16 protein-coding genes are annotated in these 15,550 nt (G+C 60.7%); 11 read left to right on the top strand and 5 right to left on the bottom strand.

Features of this window, described 5'->3' with window-relative positions; translation table 11 throughout:
* Positions 1-403 precede the first annotated feature (403 nt).
* From PMI01S_RS09795 to PMI01S_RS09785, 3 genes are read left to right on the top strand one after another with little or no spacing between them, the layout of a single operon-like run.
* Positions 404-1,390, top strand: coding sequence for an ABC transporter substrate-binding protein (locus PMI01S_RS09795; RefSeq protein ID WP_084319612.1), 987 nt, complete (start codon positions 404-406; stop codon positions 1,388-1,390).
* Positions 1,391-1,399: 9 nt separating this feature from the next.
* Positions 1,400-2,203 carry an ABC transporter permease gene (locus tag PMI01S_RS09790; protein WP_084319610.1) on the top strand — a complete coding sequence of 268 codons (804 nt, stop codon included), beginning with the start codon at positions 1,400-1,402 and terminating at the stop codon, positions 2,201-2,203.
* Positions 2,191-3,027, top strand: a complete 837-nt coding sequence (locus PMI01S_RS09785; RefSeq protein WP_084319608.1) for an ABC transporter ATP-binding protein — start codon at positions 2,191-2,193, stop codon at positions 3,025-3,027. Before PMI01S_RS09790 ends, PMI01S_RS09785 begins: the two co-directional genes overlap by 13 nt.
* Positions 3,028-3,142: 115 nt before the next feature.
* Here PMI01S_RS09785 and PMI01S_RS09780 read toward each other — a convergent pair whose 3' ends face one another.
* Positions 3,143-4,219 (bottom strand): endonuclease/exonuclease/phosphatase family protein, encoded by a 1,077-nt coding sequence (locus tag PMI01S_RS09780; protein WP_084319606.1) that lies wholly within the window; start codon positions 4,217-4,219, stop codon positions 3,143-3,145.
* 67 nt (positions 4,220-4,286) lie between these two features.
* A complete protein-coding gene (locus PMI01S_RS09775; RefSeq protein WP_084319622.1) occupies positions 4,287-4,961 on the bottom strand; it encodes a YciC family protein in 675 nt (224 codons plus the stop codon).
* A 178-nt stretch (positions 4,962-5,139) separates the two neighbouring features.
* On the opposite strand from PMI01S_RS09775, the gene PMI01S_RS09770 reads away from it, so the two are divergent.
* From PMI01S_RS09770 to PMI01S_RS09760, 3 genes are all read left to right on the top strand, one after another.
* The gene (locus PMI01S_RS09770) at positions 5,140-5,880 is read left to right on the top strand and encodes a DUF2076 domain-containing protein (protein WP_084319605.1); all 741 of its coding nucleotides are present in this window, start codon (positions 5,140-5,142) and stop codon (positions 5,878-5,880) included.
* A gap of 127 nt (positions 5,881-6,007) precedes the next feature.
* Positions 6,008-6,487 carry a LabA-like NYN domain-containing protein gene (locus tag PMI01S_RS09765; protein WP_064675757.1) on the top strand — a complete coding sequence of 160 codons (480 nt, stop codon included), beginning with the start codon at positions 6,008-6,010 and terminating at the stop codon, positions 6,485-6,487.
* Between the two features lie 22 nt (positions 6,488-6,509).
* Positions 6,510-7,121 (top strand): 3'-5' exonuclease, encoded by a 612-nt coding sequence (locus PMI01S_RS09760; RefSeq protein ID WP_084319603.1) that lies wholly within the window; start codon positions 6,510-6,512, stop codon positions 7,119-7,121.
* A 652-nt stretch (positions 7,122-7,773) separates the two neighbouring features.
* On the opposite strand, the gene PMI01S_RS09745 is transcribed toward PMI01S_RS09760, so the two are convergent.
* On the bottom strand, positions 7,774-8,229 hold the full coding sequence (locus tag PMI01S_RS09745) for an Lrp/AsnC family transcriptional regulator (protein WP_084319601.1): 456 nt from the start codon (positions 8,227-8,229) through the stop codon (positions 7,774-7,776).
* Between the two features lie 164 nt (positions 8,230-8,393).
* Between PMI01S_RS09745 and yedA the strand changes: the two genes are divergently transcribed.
* Positions 8,394-9,320 carry a drug/metabolite exporter YedA gene (gene yedA, locus PMI01S_RS09740; RefSeq protein ID WP_084319599.1) on the top strand — a complete coding sequence of 309 codons (927 nt, stop codon included), beginning with the start codon at positions 8,394-8,396 and terminating at the stop codon, positions 9,318-9,320.
* Positions 9,321-9,372: 52 nt separating this feature from the next.
* Positions 9,373-10,707 carry an RNA helicase RhlE1 gene (gene rhlE1 / locus PMI01S_RS09735; protein WP_084319597.1) on the top strand — a complete coding sequence of 445 codons (1,335 nt, stop codon included), beginning with the start codon at positions 9,373-9,375 and terminating at the stop codon, positions 10,705-10,707.
* Positions 10,708-10,836: 129 nt separating this feature from the next.
* Here the strand turns inward: rhlE1 and PMI01S_RS09730 are convergent, their stop codons facing one another.
* Both PMI01S_RS09730 and PMI01S_RS09725 read right to left on the bottom strand, forming a co-directional pair.
* Complete coding sequence (locus tag PMI01S_RS09730) at positions 10,837-12,078, bottom strand: TIGR03862 family flavoprotein (RefSeq protein ID WP_084319595.1); 1,242 nt, start codon at positions 12,076-12,078, stop codon at positions 10,837-10,839.
* Positions 12,079-12,357: 279 nt separating this feature from the next.
* Positions 12,358-13,278 carry a histone deacetylase family protein gene (locus PMI01S_RS09725; protein WP_084319593.1) on the bottom strand — a complete coding sequence of 307 codons (921 nt, stop codon included), beginning with the start codon at positions 13,276-13,278 and terminating at the stop codon, positions 12,358-12,360.
* 90 nt (positions 13,279-13,368) lie between these two features.
* On the opposite strand from PMI01S_RS09725, the gene PMI01S_RS09720 reads away from it, so the two are divergent.
* From PMI01S_RS09720 to PMI01S_RS09710, 3 genes are all read left to right on the top strand, one after another.
* Positions 13,369-13,938 carry a GNAT family N-acetyltransferase gene (locus PMI01S_RS09720; protein ID WP_084319591.1) on the top strand — a complete coding sequence of 190 codons (570 nt, stop codon included), beginning with the start codon at positions 13,369-13,371 and terminating at the stop codon, positions 13,936-13,938.
* 106 nt (positions 13,939-14,044) lie between these two features.
* On the top strand, positions 14,045-14,914 hold the full coding sequence (gene tesB / locus PMI01S_RS09715; protein WP_084319590.1) for an acyl-CoA thioesterase II: 870 nt from the start codon (positions 14,045-14,047) through the stop codon (positions 14,912-14,914).
* Positions 14,911-15,504, top strand: coding sequence for an HAD family hydrolase (locus PMI01S_RS09710; protein ID WP_084319588.1), 594 nt, complete (start codon positions 14,911-14,913; stop codon positions 15,502-15,504). Before tesB ends, PMI01S_RS09710 begins: the two co-directional genes overlap by 4 nt.
* The last annotated feature ends 46 nt before the right edge of the window (positions 15,505-15,550 follow it).

Raw genomic sequence — 15,550 nt, 5'->3', positions numbered from 1 at the left:
CCCCCCCTTGTAGCGCTCTTTCAGGCCTCTTCGCGAGTAAGCCCGCTCCCACATTTGATCGGTGTCGTACACAAATTTTGTCACCGACATAAATTCAATGTGGGTGCGGGCTTGCTCGCGAAAGCGATAGTCAATTCAGCACACCTCTAACTTTTGCACAAGCCTCGTGCACCCCCGCAAACCGCGCCCTTTTACCGCGCACGCTACCCAGTTTTTTCATCACTCCCATCGACATATTTCCTAATTTTCCTAATCCCCGCCTTGGTCCAACATCGACCTCGCCAGTCAGCCGAACGCTGCCCACAACAAGGTCCATCAGAGACCGCCCGTAGCAGCTCTTCTCCAAAGGCCGCTGGCCGTACTGCCCATGACAAAACTAAACCAACAGCTTTGGGAGTGCTCCATGATCAAGTCCTTGCTTACCCGCGTCGTTCATCCACTGGCGATCACCGCCCTTGCCGCCACGGTCGCTACCAGCGCCCAGGCCGGCACCCTCTCTATCGGCCACACAACGTGGGTCGGTTACGGCACGCTCTACCTCGCCCGAGACCTGGGCTACTTCAAGGAAAACGGTCTGACCGTCGAATTGCCGGTCGTCGAAGAGGCCTCGATGTACATGGCCGCGCAGGCCTCAGGCGAATTGTCCGGCTCAGCGTCGACCATCGACGAGGTACTCAAGTACCGTCCGCAATTCTGCTTCAAAGCGGTCGCTGCACTGGATGACAGCCATGGTGGCGACGGTGTTCTGGTGGGCAAGGACGTCAAGAGTCTGCAGGAGCTGAAAGGCAAGGCGGTGGCGGTGAACGAAGGTTCCACCTCGCAGTTCTGGCTGTCGTACTTGCTGAAAAAACACGGCATGAGCATGAGCGACATCACCGTGCAGAACATGACGGCCGACGATGCCGCCACCGCGTTCATCGCCGGTCGCGTGCCGGCCGCCGTGACCTGGGAACCTCATCTCTCGATGGTGCGCAACAAGCAACAAGGCAAAGTGCTGATCGACAGCAGCAGCACGCCGGGGGTGATCGTCGACGTGGTCGCGCTCAACTGCACGGTCATCGAGAAGCAACCGGAAGACGTCAAGGCGTTGGTCGCCGGTCTGTACAAAGCGGTGCAGTACACCAAGGACCATCCGAAGGAGGCCTACAAAATCATGGCCAAGGGCGTCGGTGGTTACCTCGCCGATCCGAAGGAGCTGGAAGCTGCCGCGCAAGGCGTGCGCTTCTACGATCAGGCCATGAGCGAAAAACTCCTGGGCTCGCCGGGCAAGCCGGGCGACAGCGAACCGCTGATCAAACTGGCCAACGAAACCGCCAGTGAATTGCAGGGCAAACCCTACAACGTCAGCAATGACGACCTGATCGACAACCGCTTCGTCACCCCGCTGTAGGAGGTTTGCATGTTCAAGCGCAATTCATGGCTGAGCCGCTGCATCACGCCCAAGACCGGCCTGCCGGTGTCGGTGATCTGGAGCGCAAGCGGCCTGGCCTGGGTGTTGTTGGTTGGCCTGTGGGCCGGATTGTCTTACGGCGGCGTGGTGCCGGGCATGTTCTTGCCGACGCCGGGCGCGGTGGTCGAAGCCGCCGTGCGCCTGAGCCGCGACGGCACGCTCGGTTTACACGTGTGGGCCAGTCTTGAAGTGGTGGTGGTCGGTTTCGTCGTTTCGTCGCTGGTGGCGGTGCCGCTGGGGTTGCTGATGGGCAGCTTCCGCATCGTCCAGGCGTTCCTTGAACCGATGGTGAATTTCATTCGTTACCTGCCGGTGACCTCGTTCGTGCCGCTGTTCATTCTGTGGATCGGCATTGGTCTGGAACAGCGTGTCTCGGTGATCATCTTCGGCGTGTTTTTCCAGCAACTGGTGATGATCGCGGACGTGTCCAAAGGCATCTCCAAAGACCTGATCAATGCGTCTTACACCTTGGGTTCAAACCGTCGCGATGCGGTGCTGCATGTGATCGCGCCGGCCTCTTTGCCGGGCGTGCTCGACACCTTGCGCGTGACCATGGGCTGGGCCTGGACTTACCTGGTGGTTGCGGAGCTGGTCGCGGCTTCGAGCGGTTTGGGTTATTTGAGCCTCAAGGCCATGCGCGGCTTTCAGGTGGATGTGATTTTCCTCGCCATCGCGATCATCGGCCTGTTGGGCCTGGTCACCGATCAACTGTTCCGTTTCCTTCGTCTGAGGATTACCGCATGGGCTCAGTAACCGCCGTCAACCCGCGTTTCGTCACTCCGATGGCTGCCCCGGCGCACACCGCGCCACGCCTGCAGGTGGATAAGGTCAGCCTGCGTTACCAGAAGCCCGACGGCGGCGTGTTCACCGCGCTGGATCAGGTTTCATTCGAAGTCCCGGATCAGCAATTCGCCGTGCTGGTCGGACCGTCGGGCTGCGGCAAGTCGAGTTTGCTGTACCTCACCGCCGGCCTGAACGAGCCCACGGAAGGCGAGATCTATGTCGGTGGTCAGCAAGTGCAGGGCCCCGGCGCGGATCGCGGCATGGTGTTCCAGAGCTATACGCTGTTCCCGTGGCTGACGGTGCGCCAGAACGTCGAGTTCGGCCTCAAGCGGCGCGGCATGGCGGCGGCGCAGCGCAAGGAGATTGTCGATTACTACGTTAATGAAGTGGGCCTGACCGGGTTCGCCGACAACTACGCCAAGCAGCTGTCCGGCGGCATGATGCAGCGCGTGGCGATTGCCCGGGCGTTGGCCAACGACCCGCAGATCCTGCTGATGGACGAACCCTTCGGCGCCCTCGACAGCCAGACGCGTCTGCAAATGCAACAGCTGTTGTTGCGGGTCTGGGGCAACAGCAAGAAGACCGTGCTGTTCGTGACCCACGATATCGACGAGGCGATTTTGCTGGGCGATCGAGTCTATGTAATGGGCGCCAGGCCTGGGCGGATCAAACAGATTCTGGACGTGCCGATCGAACGCCCACGGACCCTGGACATGGTCATGGAGCGCTCGTTTATCGAGATGAAGCGCAATATCTTCGGGCTGCTGCATGATGATCTGGAGGAGGTGCATTGAGCTGCACAATCTCCTGTAGGAACCGGCTTGCTGGCGATTGCTGTTCATCATTCAACATTGATGTCGACTGAGGCGCCGCTATCGCCAGCAAGCCGGCTCCTACAGGTTATGTGTGTCAGTTGGCCGGCAACAGAAACCGCGCAATCACCGGCAAATGATCGGAGATCCGCAAGGTATCGTCCTGCCGCACCATCGCCTCGACCCGTTTGATCCGCGGGCTGTAGAACAGGTAGTCGACGGTCCGGTCCGGGCCGTTCAAGCCAGGATCGTTCGGGTAATGCGTCAGCCACTGCGCCCGATCGATTCCGCTGGCTTCATTGTTGGTCGGGATCATCGGGTACTTGTCCCACAACACATGCAATGCGCTGTCGGCGGAGTAGGGCGCGCGTTGTTCCGTGGGCAGGCGTCGATATTGCCCCAGCGGCAACAGGTTGAAGTCGCCACCGATCAGCCACGGCGTGCCGCGGCTTTCGAATCGGTCGAGGACCTTGGCGACTGCGGTCACCTGGGCTTGCAGCGTGTCGTCGGGTTGAAGGACGCGGTCCAGATGCGTGTTGAGCGCCGCGATCTGACCGCCATCGCTCAACGGCAGGTATGTCACCAGCAAAGCGTTTTTCGGTTTGAACTGGCGGCTGATGACATTAGCCGGCAGGGTCGGCAGTTGCAGGCGTTCTGCGTGCTCGATCTGGTAGCGGCTGAGGGTCGCCAGTTGCCGGCCGACGCTGCCGAAGATATGCGGCTGCGGCACGAAATCGGCTTTCCAGTCGAAGGCGGCTGCGCTGCACGGATACAGGTCGGCGACCCGTTCCTGAAGCAGTTTGAACTGGTTCTGGTAATCGCTGGCCTTGGCGCCGTCATCGAGCTCTTGCAGCAGCACGACATCCGGTTGCTCGTCGCGAATCACCCGCGCCACTTCATCGAGGCTGAAGGCCATGTCCTCGGTGGTCGGTTTTTCGTCGTTGCCGGCCGCCAGGTCATTCCAGAACACGTAGCGTTTACCCGCCAGGTACTGAACGTTCCAGGTCATGACTTTCAGGGCCTGGCCGGGCACCAGTTTCGGCGCCTGGGCGTTGCAACTGACCGGCAGTATTTCCCTGGCCTCGGGGCGCCAGGTCAGGCTGTAGATCAGCAGGGCAATCAGGCCGATTGCAATCACCAGGCCCAGCAGGGTGTAGCGCAGTAGACGGGTCATGGCTCGGCTTATTAGCGTTACAAAAGATGGCCCCGAGCATAACCGAGAGCCGCGCCGAAGCCCACGGTCAGAGCGGCCGGTCGACTTTCTCGGGAACGTCGGTGATCAGCATGAACAAACGGAACAACACCACGCTGGTGAACAACTGCAAAAAGCTGTGGGCGCTGTCGATCAGCAAGGAAATCACCGGGTTCTGCGGCTCCGGGTAAACCTCCAGGGTCAAGCCCTTGAGCAACCACAACGGCCCCATCACACACAGAATGCACACCAGGATGCGCAGAAAATGGCCGCGGGTCAGGCGCAGGCTTTCCTTCATCGCGGCCAGTGGCGCCAGGCCGCGCAGCACCAGCAGGTATTCGCCGAACGCGAGGGTCACCATTAGCCAGATACCGGGCAGGAAATACAACGACAGGCCGATCAGGATCAGCAAGGTATTGAGCGCGGTAAGCAGGGCGAAGCGCGGCCACAGGTAGGCGGACCTCGACAGCAGGTCACGGTTGCGCGGCGATTCACCCCGGCTGCGCGCATCGAGAAACAGGATCAGCGCGGCGGTGTACAGCGGATACACCAGCAGCCCGACGATCACGCTGATGCCGGAAAAACTGTCCGGCTCGGTCGAGTGATCGACCACTTGTTGCAGCAGCGCTTCGACGATCACCAGTGGCAGGCACAGCCGCACGATCTGGCCAAGATTGCGCTTGAAGAAATACAAAGAGTCACGCAGTACGTCGAACGGATTCATCAGTCGGTATCGCAGGTTGAAAGCAGTGGCCCACTTTAACCGATGCAGCGCTTCGGGACGCAAACGTAAACGTTCGGTAAAGGTCATTGAAACAACTTGTTTCAGCCTCCATTAAGGTCGAGCACCTTATCCTCTCTGGAGAAGGGCAACGATTTCCCCGGCAATCTACGAGGTCGCCATGAACAGCGAAGAACAAACCCTGATCGATGGACTGTTTTCCCGGCTGCAACAGGCCGAAACGGATTCAGCCCCGCGCGACGCCCAGGCCGAGGCGCGGATCAAGGAACACCTGACTCGCCAACCCGCGGCGGGCTACTTCATGACCCAGGCCATTCTGGTGCAAGAGGCCGCGATCAAGAGCCTTGACGCGCAGAACAAGCAACTGGATCAGCAAGTCCAGCAATTGCAGGCCGAACTGCAATCGGCCAAGGCGCAGACGACGGCTCCGGCGCCGAGCGGCGGTGGGTTCCTGTCGAGTATTTTCGGCGGCAGCTCCCGTGAAACACCCGCGCCCAGTGCACCGCCCTCCAGTGGTGGCTGGCGTGAGCCGGGGCGGCAGTCGTTCAATTCGCCGCCGCCGCCACAGCAGAACTTCGGTGCGCCGCCACCGCAGCAGAACTACGCGCCGCAACAGCAACCTGTCGGTGGCGGTTTCCTCGGTGGCGCGCTGAAAACCGCCGCCGGTGTGGCGGGTGGCGTGATGCTGGCACAGGGCATCAGCAGCCTGTTCCACCACAACCAGCAGCCGGAAGTGGTGGAAGTGATCAAGGAAGAGCCGGCTCAGGTCAACGATCAAAGCGGTGACAACGGTTGGGGCGATGACCAGCGCGTGGCTGACAACTCCCAAGACTATGCCGACACCGACTACAACGATGACAGTTCATCGTTCTTCGGCGGCGACGACGATTCCTTCGTCTGACACGCCATTCGTCCGGAGCGCTGCGGCGCTCCGGGCCGATTATTCGCGGAACAATCCTCCAGGCTGGCATACTGGGCAACTTTTCGGGCCCGGTGCCTGATCCCGCCTGCGCGAAAGAGGATGCACGGTGAAAAAAATTGCAGTGTTCGCCGATGTTCAAAACCTCTATTACACCGTGCGTCAGGCCTATGGTTGCCACTTCAACTATGCCGCGCTGTGGGCTGATATCAGCAAACAGGGCGAGATCGTCGAGGCCTATGCCTACGCGATCGATCGTGGTGACAGCAAGCAGCAGCAGTTTCAGCAGATCCTGCGCAACCTCGGTTTCACCGTGAAGCTCAAACCCTACATTCAGCGCAGCGACGGCTCGGCCAAGGGCGACTGGGACGTGGGCATCACCCTCGACATCATGGACGCGGCGGACCACGTCGACGAAGTGGTGCTGGCCTCCGGCGACGGTGATTTCGACATGCTGCTGGAGCGCATCATCGCCAAGCACGGCGTACAGGCGGTGGCCTACGGCGTGCCGGGCCTGACGGCTAACTCGCTGATCCGCGCCGCCAGTCGCTACGTGCCCATCGAAGGCGCGCTGCTGCTCAAGAATTGATTTTTACGGAGTTGAAACAGGTTTGGAACGCATAGCAGTCATCGACTTTGAAACCACCGGGATCTCCCCGAGCAGTAGCTGCCGGGCCACGGAAATTGCCGTGGTGATCCTTGAGCAGGGGCGCATCGTCGAGCGTTACCAGAGCCTGATGAATGCTGGGGTGCGTGTCCCGGCCTTCATCGAACAACTCACCGGCATCAGCAACGCCATGCTGCGCACCGCGCCGTCGGCGGAGCAGGTGATGAACGAGGTCAACGAATTCGTCGGGATCACGCCGTTGCTGGCGCATAACGCGGCGTTCGACCAGAAGTTCTGGGACTTTGAACTGGGGCGGATCAAGCGCACGCGTTTGCAGAACTTTGCCTGCTCGCTGCTCCTCGCCCGCCGCCTCATGCCCGCCGCGCCGAATCACAAACTCGGTACGCTCACCACCTTCGCCCAACTACCCCATACCGGCCAGGCTCACCGGGCCATGGCCGATGCCGAAATGGCTGCCAACCTGACGGCGCATCTGGCGCAGGAGCTGCGGCAAAAGCACGGGTTGCGCGAGTTGTCGCATGATCTGCTGGTCAGCCTGCAGAAAGTCCCGGCAGCAAAGATCAACGAGCACCTCAAGCGCCATCGCGGATTTTGATTCGCACCTGTAGGAGCCGGCTTGCTGGCGATTGCGGTGTGTCATTCAACATTGATGGCGGCTGATACGCCGCAAATCGCCAGCAAGCCGGCTCCTACAGGGTTCGGTGCTTGTGTTTAGCGGCGCCTCAAATTCGACGGATGGTGTGGGCCGGCGGAACGCTGCGGTTGCTGCATTGGCGCAAGGAGCCTTGGGTTCGCCTGCGGGATATGCCGGGTTTGTTGTCTGCCAGTTACAGCGGCGTTTGATAGATCCGCCAGACACACCGCAATCCCCCCCGTAGGAGCCGGCTTGCTGGCGATAGCGGTATTTCAGTCGATATCAATGTTGAATGACACACCGCAATCGCCAGCAAGCCGGCTCCTACAGGGTTCGCGGTGCTTGTGTTTAGCCACGCCTCAAATTCGACGGATGGAGTGGGCCGGCGGAACGTTGCGGCTTCTGCATTGGCGCAAAGAGCCTTGGGTTCGGCTGCGGGATATGCCGGGTTTGTTGTCTGCCAGTTACAGCGGCGTTTGATAGATCCGCCAGACACACCGCAATCCCCCCGTAGGAGCCGGCTTGCTGGCGATAGCGGTATTTCAGTCGATATCAATGTTGAATGACACACCGCAATCGCCAGCAAGCCGGCTCCTACAGGGGCAGTGTCGTATCAGACTTTTCCATTCCCTTCGATGTGCCCCAACGGCACGCGCTTTTCGATGGCGCTCGACAACACAATCGACGTCTTGCTGAACCCGAATTTGGCGATCCGGTTGATCAACTCCTCCAGCTCCGGCATCGAGCCCACCGCCGCTTGCATGATCACGCACGGATCCCCCGTCACCCGGTGGCATTCGGTCAGTTGCGGGATTTTGATCAGGTCGTCGTAGGCTTTCTGGTTGCCGTGCTGGTTCAAGCGCAGTTCGATGACGCACTGGATCGGTAATCCCAGCTTGGCCATGTCGACTTTCGCCTGGTAACCGGTAATCACCCCGCTGGCCTCAAGTTTGGCCACGCGCTCGGCCACGGCCGGGGCGGACAGGTTGACCTTGCGCGCGAGGTCGGCGTAGGACGCGCGACCGTTTTCCAGCAGGGCGCTGAGGAGCATGCGGTCGTATTTGTCCATGGTCGGATTCCTGAAAAATGACTGACTTTCGAAAACACGGTTTATAGCGCTGATCTCCGTGGTTTGAAAAGTGTACCGGCGCTATAAACAGGTTTTGTAGCTTATTTTCCGCCGTTGGCCTTTCTAGAATAGCTGTTCATTTGTCCTTGCCTGTGAGCTGCCCCATGCCTGGCCTGCGCCGTTTTCCCTTGCCGTTGATCGCTGCCTTTTTCGCCTTGTACGTGATTTGGGGCTCGACTTACCTGGTGATTCGTATCGGTGTGGAGTATTGGCCGCCCTTGCTGCTCGCCGGTATTCGCTTTGTGATTGCCGGGACCTTGATGTACGCCTTCCTGCGCTGGCGCGGGGCGCCGGCACCGACCCGGGCGCAGTGGAAAGCGGCGGGGATCATCGGGATTTTGCTGTTGGCTTGCGGTAACGGCGGGGTCAGTGTGGCGGAACACATGGGTGTCGCTTCCGGCGTCGCCGCACTGGCGGTGGCGACGGTGCCGCTGTTTACCTTGCTCTGCGGCTATTTCTGGGGCGCGCGCAATACCCGTCTCGAATGGGCCGGGATTGTGCTTGGACTGATCGGCATCGCCATGCTCAACCTCGGTTCCAACCTGCAATCGAGCCCGCTGGGTGCGATGTTGCTGATCTTTGCGGCAGCGGCCTGGGCGTTCGGTTCGGTGTGGAGCAAACACTTGCCGCTGCCCCAGGGCGCGATGGCCAGTGCCGTGGAAATGCTGGTGGGTGGCGTGGCGCTGCTGATCGGCAGTGCTTTGAGCGGTGAGCATCTGGAAGCCATGCCGCCGATTGAAGGGTGGGCGGCGCTGGCCTATCTGACGTTCTTCGGCTCGATCATCGCCTTCAACGCCTATATGTACCTGTTGAAAAACGTGCGTCCGGCGGCAGCCACCAGTTATGCCTACGTCAACCCGGCGGTGGCGGTGTTGCTGGGAATCGTGTTCGTTGGCGAGACCATCGGTATCGAAGAAGCGTTGGCCATGTTGGTGATCATCAGTGCCGTGGTGTTGATCGGTCTGCCGCAGTGGCGCCGGACGCCGGCACGACCGGCTGCCGTGGTGCAGACAGAATCGAGCGTGAATTAGGGTAAACTGCGCGCCATTGCATACCCGCGCTGATTTTTCCTACGGTAATCCCATGACTTTCGCCTCCCTTGGCCTGATCGAACCCTTGCTGCGCTCTCTCGAGACGCTCGGCTACCAGACCCCGACGCCGGTTCAGGCGCAAGCCATTCCGGCGGTGCTGGCCGGTCGTGACCTGATGGCCGCCGCCCAGACCGGCACCGGCAAGACCGCCGGTTTCGCGCTGCCGCTGCTGCAATTGCTGGCCATGGAAGGGCCGAAAGTCACTGCCAACTCGGTGCGTGCGCTGATCCTGGTGCCGACGCGCGAACTGGCCGAACAGGTTCACGAAGCCGTGCGCCAATATGCCGAGAACCTGCCGCTGAGCACTTACGCGGTGTACGGCGGCGTTAGCATCAACCCGCAAATGATGAAACTGCGCAAAGGCGTCGACTTGTTGGTGGCGACGCCTGGCCGTTTGCTCGATCTGTTCCGCCAGAACGCGCTGAAGTTCAACCAGCTGCAAACCCTGGTGCTGGACGAAGCGGATCGCATGCTCGACCTGGGCTTTTCCGAGGAGCTGGGGAACATTTACCGCGTGCTGCCGAAGAAACGTCAGACACTGCTGTTCTCCGCGACCTTCTCCGATGCGATTCGCCTGCTGGCCGGGCAAATGCTCAACGATCCGCTGAGCATCGAAGTCAGCCCGCGCAACGTGGCTGCCAACACTGTGAAGCAGTGGGTGGTGACGGTGGACAAGAAGCGCAAGCCGGAGCTGTTTATCCACTTGCTGCGCAAGGGCAAGTGGAAGCAGGTGCTGGTGTTCGCCAAGACCCGCAACGGCGTGGACGCGCTGGTGGAAAAACTCCAGGGCCTGGGCATCAATGCCGACGGCATTCATGGCGACAAACCGCAGGCGACCCGCCAGCGTGCGCTGGACCGTTTCAAGGCCAGCGAAGTACAGATCCTGGTGGCTACCGACGTCGCCGCCCGTGGTCTGGACATCGAAGATCTGCCATTGGTGGTCAATTTCGACCTGCCGATCGTGGCAGAGGACTATATCCACCGGATCGGTCGTACCGGCCGTGCGGGTGCCACCGGACAGGCTATTTCGCTGGTGTGCGCGGATGAAGTGAATCTGCTGTCGGCCATTGAGACGTTGACGCGTCAGACGTTGCCTCGTCAGGTGGAACACGATTTCGAACCTGAGCACCGCGTGCCGGACACCGATGCCAGCGGTCAGGTGGTGAAGAAGCCGAAAAAACCGAAGAAGCCGAAAACGTCCAGTGGTGGTAAGCGCAATTTGGGTAAATGGGTCGAGAGCGGGGATGCTTCGGCGCCGGAACCTTCGATCAAGCCTGTGCGAAAAGTGCCGGTGTTTAATACTGGGCCGCGTAAGCGTAAGCCTTGATTCGTTACGGCGTCTGCTAGGCCGCCTTCGCGAGCAAGCCCGCTCCCACACTGGATCTCTGGTGTTCACCAATTATGTGTTCACAAAAGGTGTGGGAGCGGGCTTGCTCGCGATGGGCGCGCCACGGTCTCAACCCTTGCGCTTGAGCCACTCCACCATCCCCAACCCCGCCGCTCGCCCACTGGCGAAACACGCCGTCAGCAGATAACCGCCGGTCGGCGCTTCCCAATCCAGCATTTCCCCCGCGCAAAACACGCCAGGCAGTTGCTTGAGCATCAAACGTTCATCCATCGACTCGAACATCACGCCACCGGCGCTGCTGATGGCCTCATCCAGTGGGCGGGTTTTCACCAGCGTCAGTGGCAACGCCTTGATTGCTTTGGCCAGTAATGCCGGATCGGCGAAGCATTCTGCCGGCGTCAGTTCGCGCAGCAACGCCGCTTTCACGCCATCAAGCCCCAGCTGGCTGTGCAGATGCTTGGACATGGAACGTGAACCGCGCGGTTTGCTCAATGCAGCCTGAATTTTATCCACAGGCCTGCCGGGCAACAGGTCGAGATGAATCGTCGCTGAGCCGTGTTGATTGATGGCTTCACGGATGGGCGCTGACAGCGCATAGATCAAACTGCCTTCAATGCCGGTGGCGGTAATCACACATTCCCCGAGCCGCGGAACATCGTCGTTGAGCCCGATGGCGATGTTTTTCAGCGGCGCGCCGGCGAATTTGCTGACCATCAATTCGCTCCAAGCCTGCACCTCGAAGCCGCAATTACTCGGCTGCAAAGGCATAAGTCCTACGCCGCGTTGCTCCAATGGCAGCATCCACGCGCCGTCCGAACCGAGACGCGACCAGCTGCCGCCGCCGAGGGCCAGCAAAGTGGCGTCGGGTTGAATGGTTTTTTCACCGTCGGGACTTCCGATGAGCAATCCACCGTTTTCGTCCCAGCCCAGCCAACGGTGGCGGGTGTGGATAACTACACCCGCATCCCGCAATCGTTTGAGCCAGGCGCGCAACAGGGGCGCGGCTTTCATGTCGGTTGGAAACACCCGGCCGGAGCTGCCGACGAAGGTTTCGATGCCCAGATCATGAATCCACTGGCACATCGCCTCGGCGCCAAATGAGCGCAGCAGTGGTGCAATCTGCGGTGCACGCTCGGCGTAGCGTGCGAGGAATGCCGGGTAGGCTTCGGAATGGGTGATGTTCATGCCGCCCACGCCAGCGAGGAGAAATTTCCTGCCTACCGAAGGCATGCCGTCGTACAGATCGACCTTGATTCCGGCCTGGCTCAACACTTCGGCGGCCATCAGGCCGGCGGGGCCGCCGCCGATGATGGCGACTTGAAGGGGGAGGGCGGCGGAGGTTTGGGTCATGAATGCACTGCGGTCTGGCGGGATAAGCCGCGCATTCTACCAGCATAGAACCCTGTGGGAGCGGGCTTGCCCGCGATGAGGCCGGCACATCCAACATCTTTGTTAACTGACAGTCCGCTATCGCGGGCAAGCCCGCTCCCACAGGGATCATTGGTGATATCAAGGGCTGATCAAAAAACAACCACCCCTTTGCAGGCTATACGCTGCAAGGCCTGTAGGTCCTTTCACTCAGGTTATCCACAGGCAGTTCCACAGGCATTGTGGGTAAAGACTCACACCTCAATGACAACCTGATGACGTCCAGACCCGCTGCGCGCTGTGATGGAGGATTCCATGACGTCGCGCCAACGCCTTGCGGTCTTTGCTGTAACCGCCGCCAATCACCCCGACCACCGGAATATCCCGCCCCAGGCAATGGCGCATCACGCTTTCATCACGGGCGGCCACGCCTTCGTCTGTCAGCTTCAGATAACCGAGCGCGTCATCCTTATGCACATCGACACCGGCGTCGTACAACACGAGGTCCGGCTGGTAGAGCGGCAGCAGATAATTCAGCGCGTCGTCCACCACCTTAAGGTAATCGGTATCGCCCATGCCTTTGGGCAACGGAATGTCCCAGTCACTTTCAGCCTTGCGTGCGGGAAAGTTCTTCTCGCAATGCAGGGAAACGGTCACCGCGTCCGGGGTGTTGTGCAGGATCCGTGCAGTCCCGTCGCCCTGATGCACGTCGCAATCGAAGATCAGCACCCGATTCACGCGACCGCTTTCCAGCAGGTAATGGCTGATCACCGCCAGGTCATTGAAGATGCAGAACCCGGCCGGGTAATCGTAATGCGCATGATGCGTGCCGCCGGCGAGGTGACAGGCCAAACCATGCTCCAGTGCCTGTTCCGCCGCCAGCAACGAACCGCCGACCGCACGCACCGTGCGCCGGGCCAATGCTTCGCTCCACGGCAAGCCAAGGCGCCGCTGGTCTTCGCGGGACAACTCGCCGCTCATGTAGCGTTCGATATAGGCAGCGTCATGGGCAAGGGCGAGAATCTCCGGCGGGCAGAGTTCCGGGCGCAGCAGGTCGGCGTCCCGGGTCAGTCCGCTGTCCACCAGGTGGTCGCGCAGCAGGCGAAACTTGTCCATCGGGAAACGGTGATCCGCCGGGAACTCGGGGCTGTAGTCTTCGTGGTAGATCAGTGGCAGCGACATGGCGGGCTTTTATCAAGGACGGCTGGCAGGATTGAAGGAAGGATCCTACCAGCGATGTAGACTTACGGCATGGAAAGGGGGGAGTAGACGATGGAGCCGATACTGGAGCTCGAAAGTGCGCGACTGCTGTTGCGGCAGTGGCGTGATGAGGATTTGCCAGCGTTTGCAGCGATGTGCGCCGATCCGCAAGTGATGCGCTATTTTCCGGCGCCCCTGAGTCGGCTGGACAGTGCTTCGCTGATCGGGCGCGTGCGCGGGCATTTTGCCGAGCATGGTTTCGGCCTGTGGGCGCTGGAGCGCAAGGATACCGGCGCGTTCATCGGTTTTACCGGGTTGGGTGTGGTCGGATTCGACGCGCCGTTTACGCCTGCCATCGAAATCGGTTGGCGTCTGGCTCGCGAGCACTGGGGCCTTGGCTATGCCAGTGAAGCGGCATGGACCGCTCTGCGCTGCGGGTTTGACCGGCTGGCGTTGAAAGAAGTCGTGTCCTTCACCACGGAAACCAACATGCCTTCACAGAAAGTCATGCAGGCCATCGGCATGCAACACGATTCAGCCGATGACTTTGAGCACCCGACGCTCGCGGCCGATCATCCCCTGCGTCACCATGTGTTGTACCGCATCACCCGTGAACAATGGCTGCAAACCTTGCATGGATAAGCCGGCCCGGACGTTTACAATGGCCCCCATGATGGCCCCGGCCAGAACCTGAATCGACCGCCGCAGCCAAGACTGCGCGGCATAGTGTTGTGTGAGGAGAGTCTGAATGAGCCAAGTGTTGGATGATCTGGTCGACTTGCTGACCCTGGAACCGATCGAAGAAAACCTGTTCCGTGGCCGCAGTCAGGACCTGGGTTTTCGTCAGTTGTTCGGCGGTCAGGTGATCGGTCAGTCGCTGTCGGCGGCCAGTCAGACGGTCGAAGCCGCGCGCCATGTGCATTCGATGCACGGCTATTTCCTGCGTCCGGGCGATTCCGCGTTGCCCGTGGTGTATCAGGTGGACCGGGTGCGCGACGGTGGCAGTTTCAGCACGCGTCGGGTGACGGCCATCCAGAAGGGCAACCCGATCTTCACCTGCAGCGCCTCGTTCCAGTACGACGAAAAAGGTTTCGAGCACCAGGCCGAGATGCCGGTGGTGGTCGGCCCGGAAAACCTGCCGTCGGAGCTGGAGCTGACTCAGCAGCGCGCTCATCTGATTCCCGAACACATGCGTGAAAAACTGCTGTGCCCGAAACCGATCGAATTCCGACCGGTCACCGAGAAAGATCCCTACAACCCGCAGCCGTCCGATCCGATCAAGTACGTCTGGTTTCGTGCAGACGGTGCCTTGGCCGATACCCCGGCGCTGCACAAATACCTGCTGGCCTACGCCTCGGATTTCGGTCTGTTGACCACGTCGATGCAACCTCACGGCAAGTCGGTCTGGCAGAAAGACATGCAGGTCGCCAGCCTCGATCACGCCCTGTGGTTCCACGCGGACCTGCGTGCCGATGACTGGTTGCTCTACGCGATGGACAGCCCGTGGGCCGGCAATTCCCGAGGTTTCACCCGCGGTAGTGTATTCAACCGCGCCGGGCAACTGGTGGCGTCGGTCACTCAGGAAGGCTTGATTCGTCACCGCAAGGATTGGGCATGAGCCTGGCCGAGGTGCGGCACTGGGTGTTCGATATGGACGGCACCCTGACGGTGGCCGTGCATGATTTCGCGGCGATTCGTGTGGCATTGGCGATCCCGGCCGAAGACGACATCCTGACTCACCTCGCCACGCTGCCGGCCGATGAGGCTGCAGCCAAACACGCGTGGTTGCTGGAGCATGAACGGGATCTGGCGCTGGGTTCGAAACCGGCGCCGGGCGCCGTCGAGTTGGTGCGTGAATTGGCTGGGCGCGGTTATCGGCTGGGCATTCTTACGCGCAATGCGCGTGAACTGGCGCATGTGACGCTGGAGGCCATCGGCCTGGCGGACTGCTTCGCGGTGGAGGATGTGCTGGGGCGCGACGAAGCGCCACCCAAGCCGCACCCCGGTGGTTTGTTGAAACTGGCCGAGGCCTGGAAGGTGCCGGCGAGCGAGATGGTGATGGTCGGTGATTACCGGTTTGATCTGGATTGCGGGCGGGCGGCGGGGGCGCGGACGGTGTTGGTGAATCTGCCGGATAATCCGTGGCCGGAGTTGACCGATTGGCATGCGGCGGATTGTGTCGAGCTGAGGCAGATGCTTTCGGCTTGAGGAATTGGTTGTCTGAGAGTGCCCCTTCGCGAGCAAGCCCGCTCCC

Source organism: Pseudomonas migulae NBRC 103157, from assembly GCF_002091715.1.
In the GTDB taxonomy this organism is placed as follows: Bacteria; Pseudomonadota; Gammaproteobacteria; order Pseudomonadales; family Pseudomonadaceae; genus Aquipseudomonas; species Aquipseudomonas migulae_A.
Note: the sequence above shows the minus strand (reverse complement) of the source record. Positions and strands in the feature narration are given on the sequence as shown.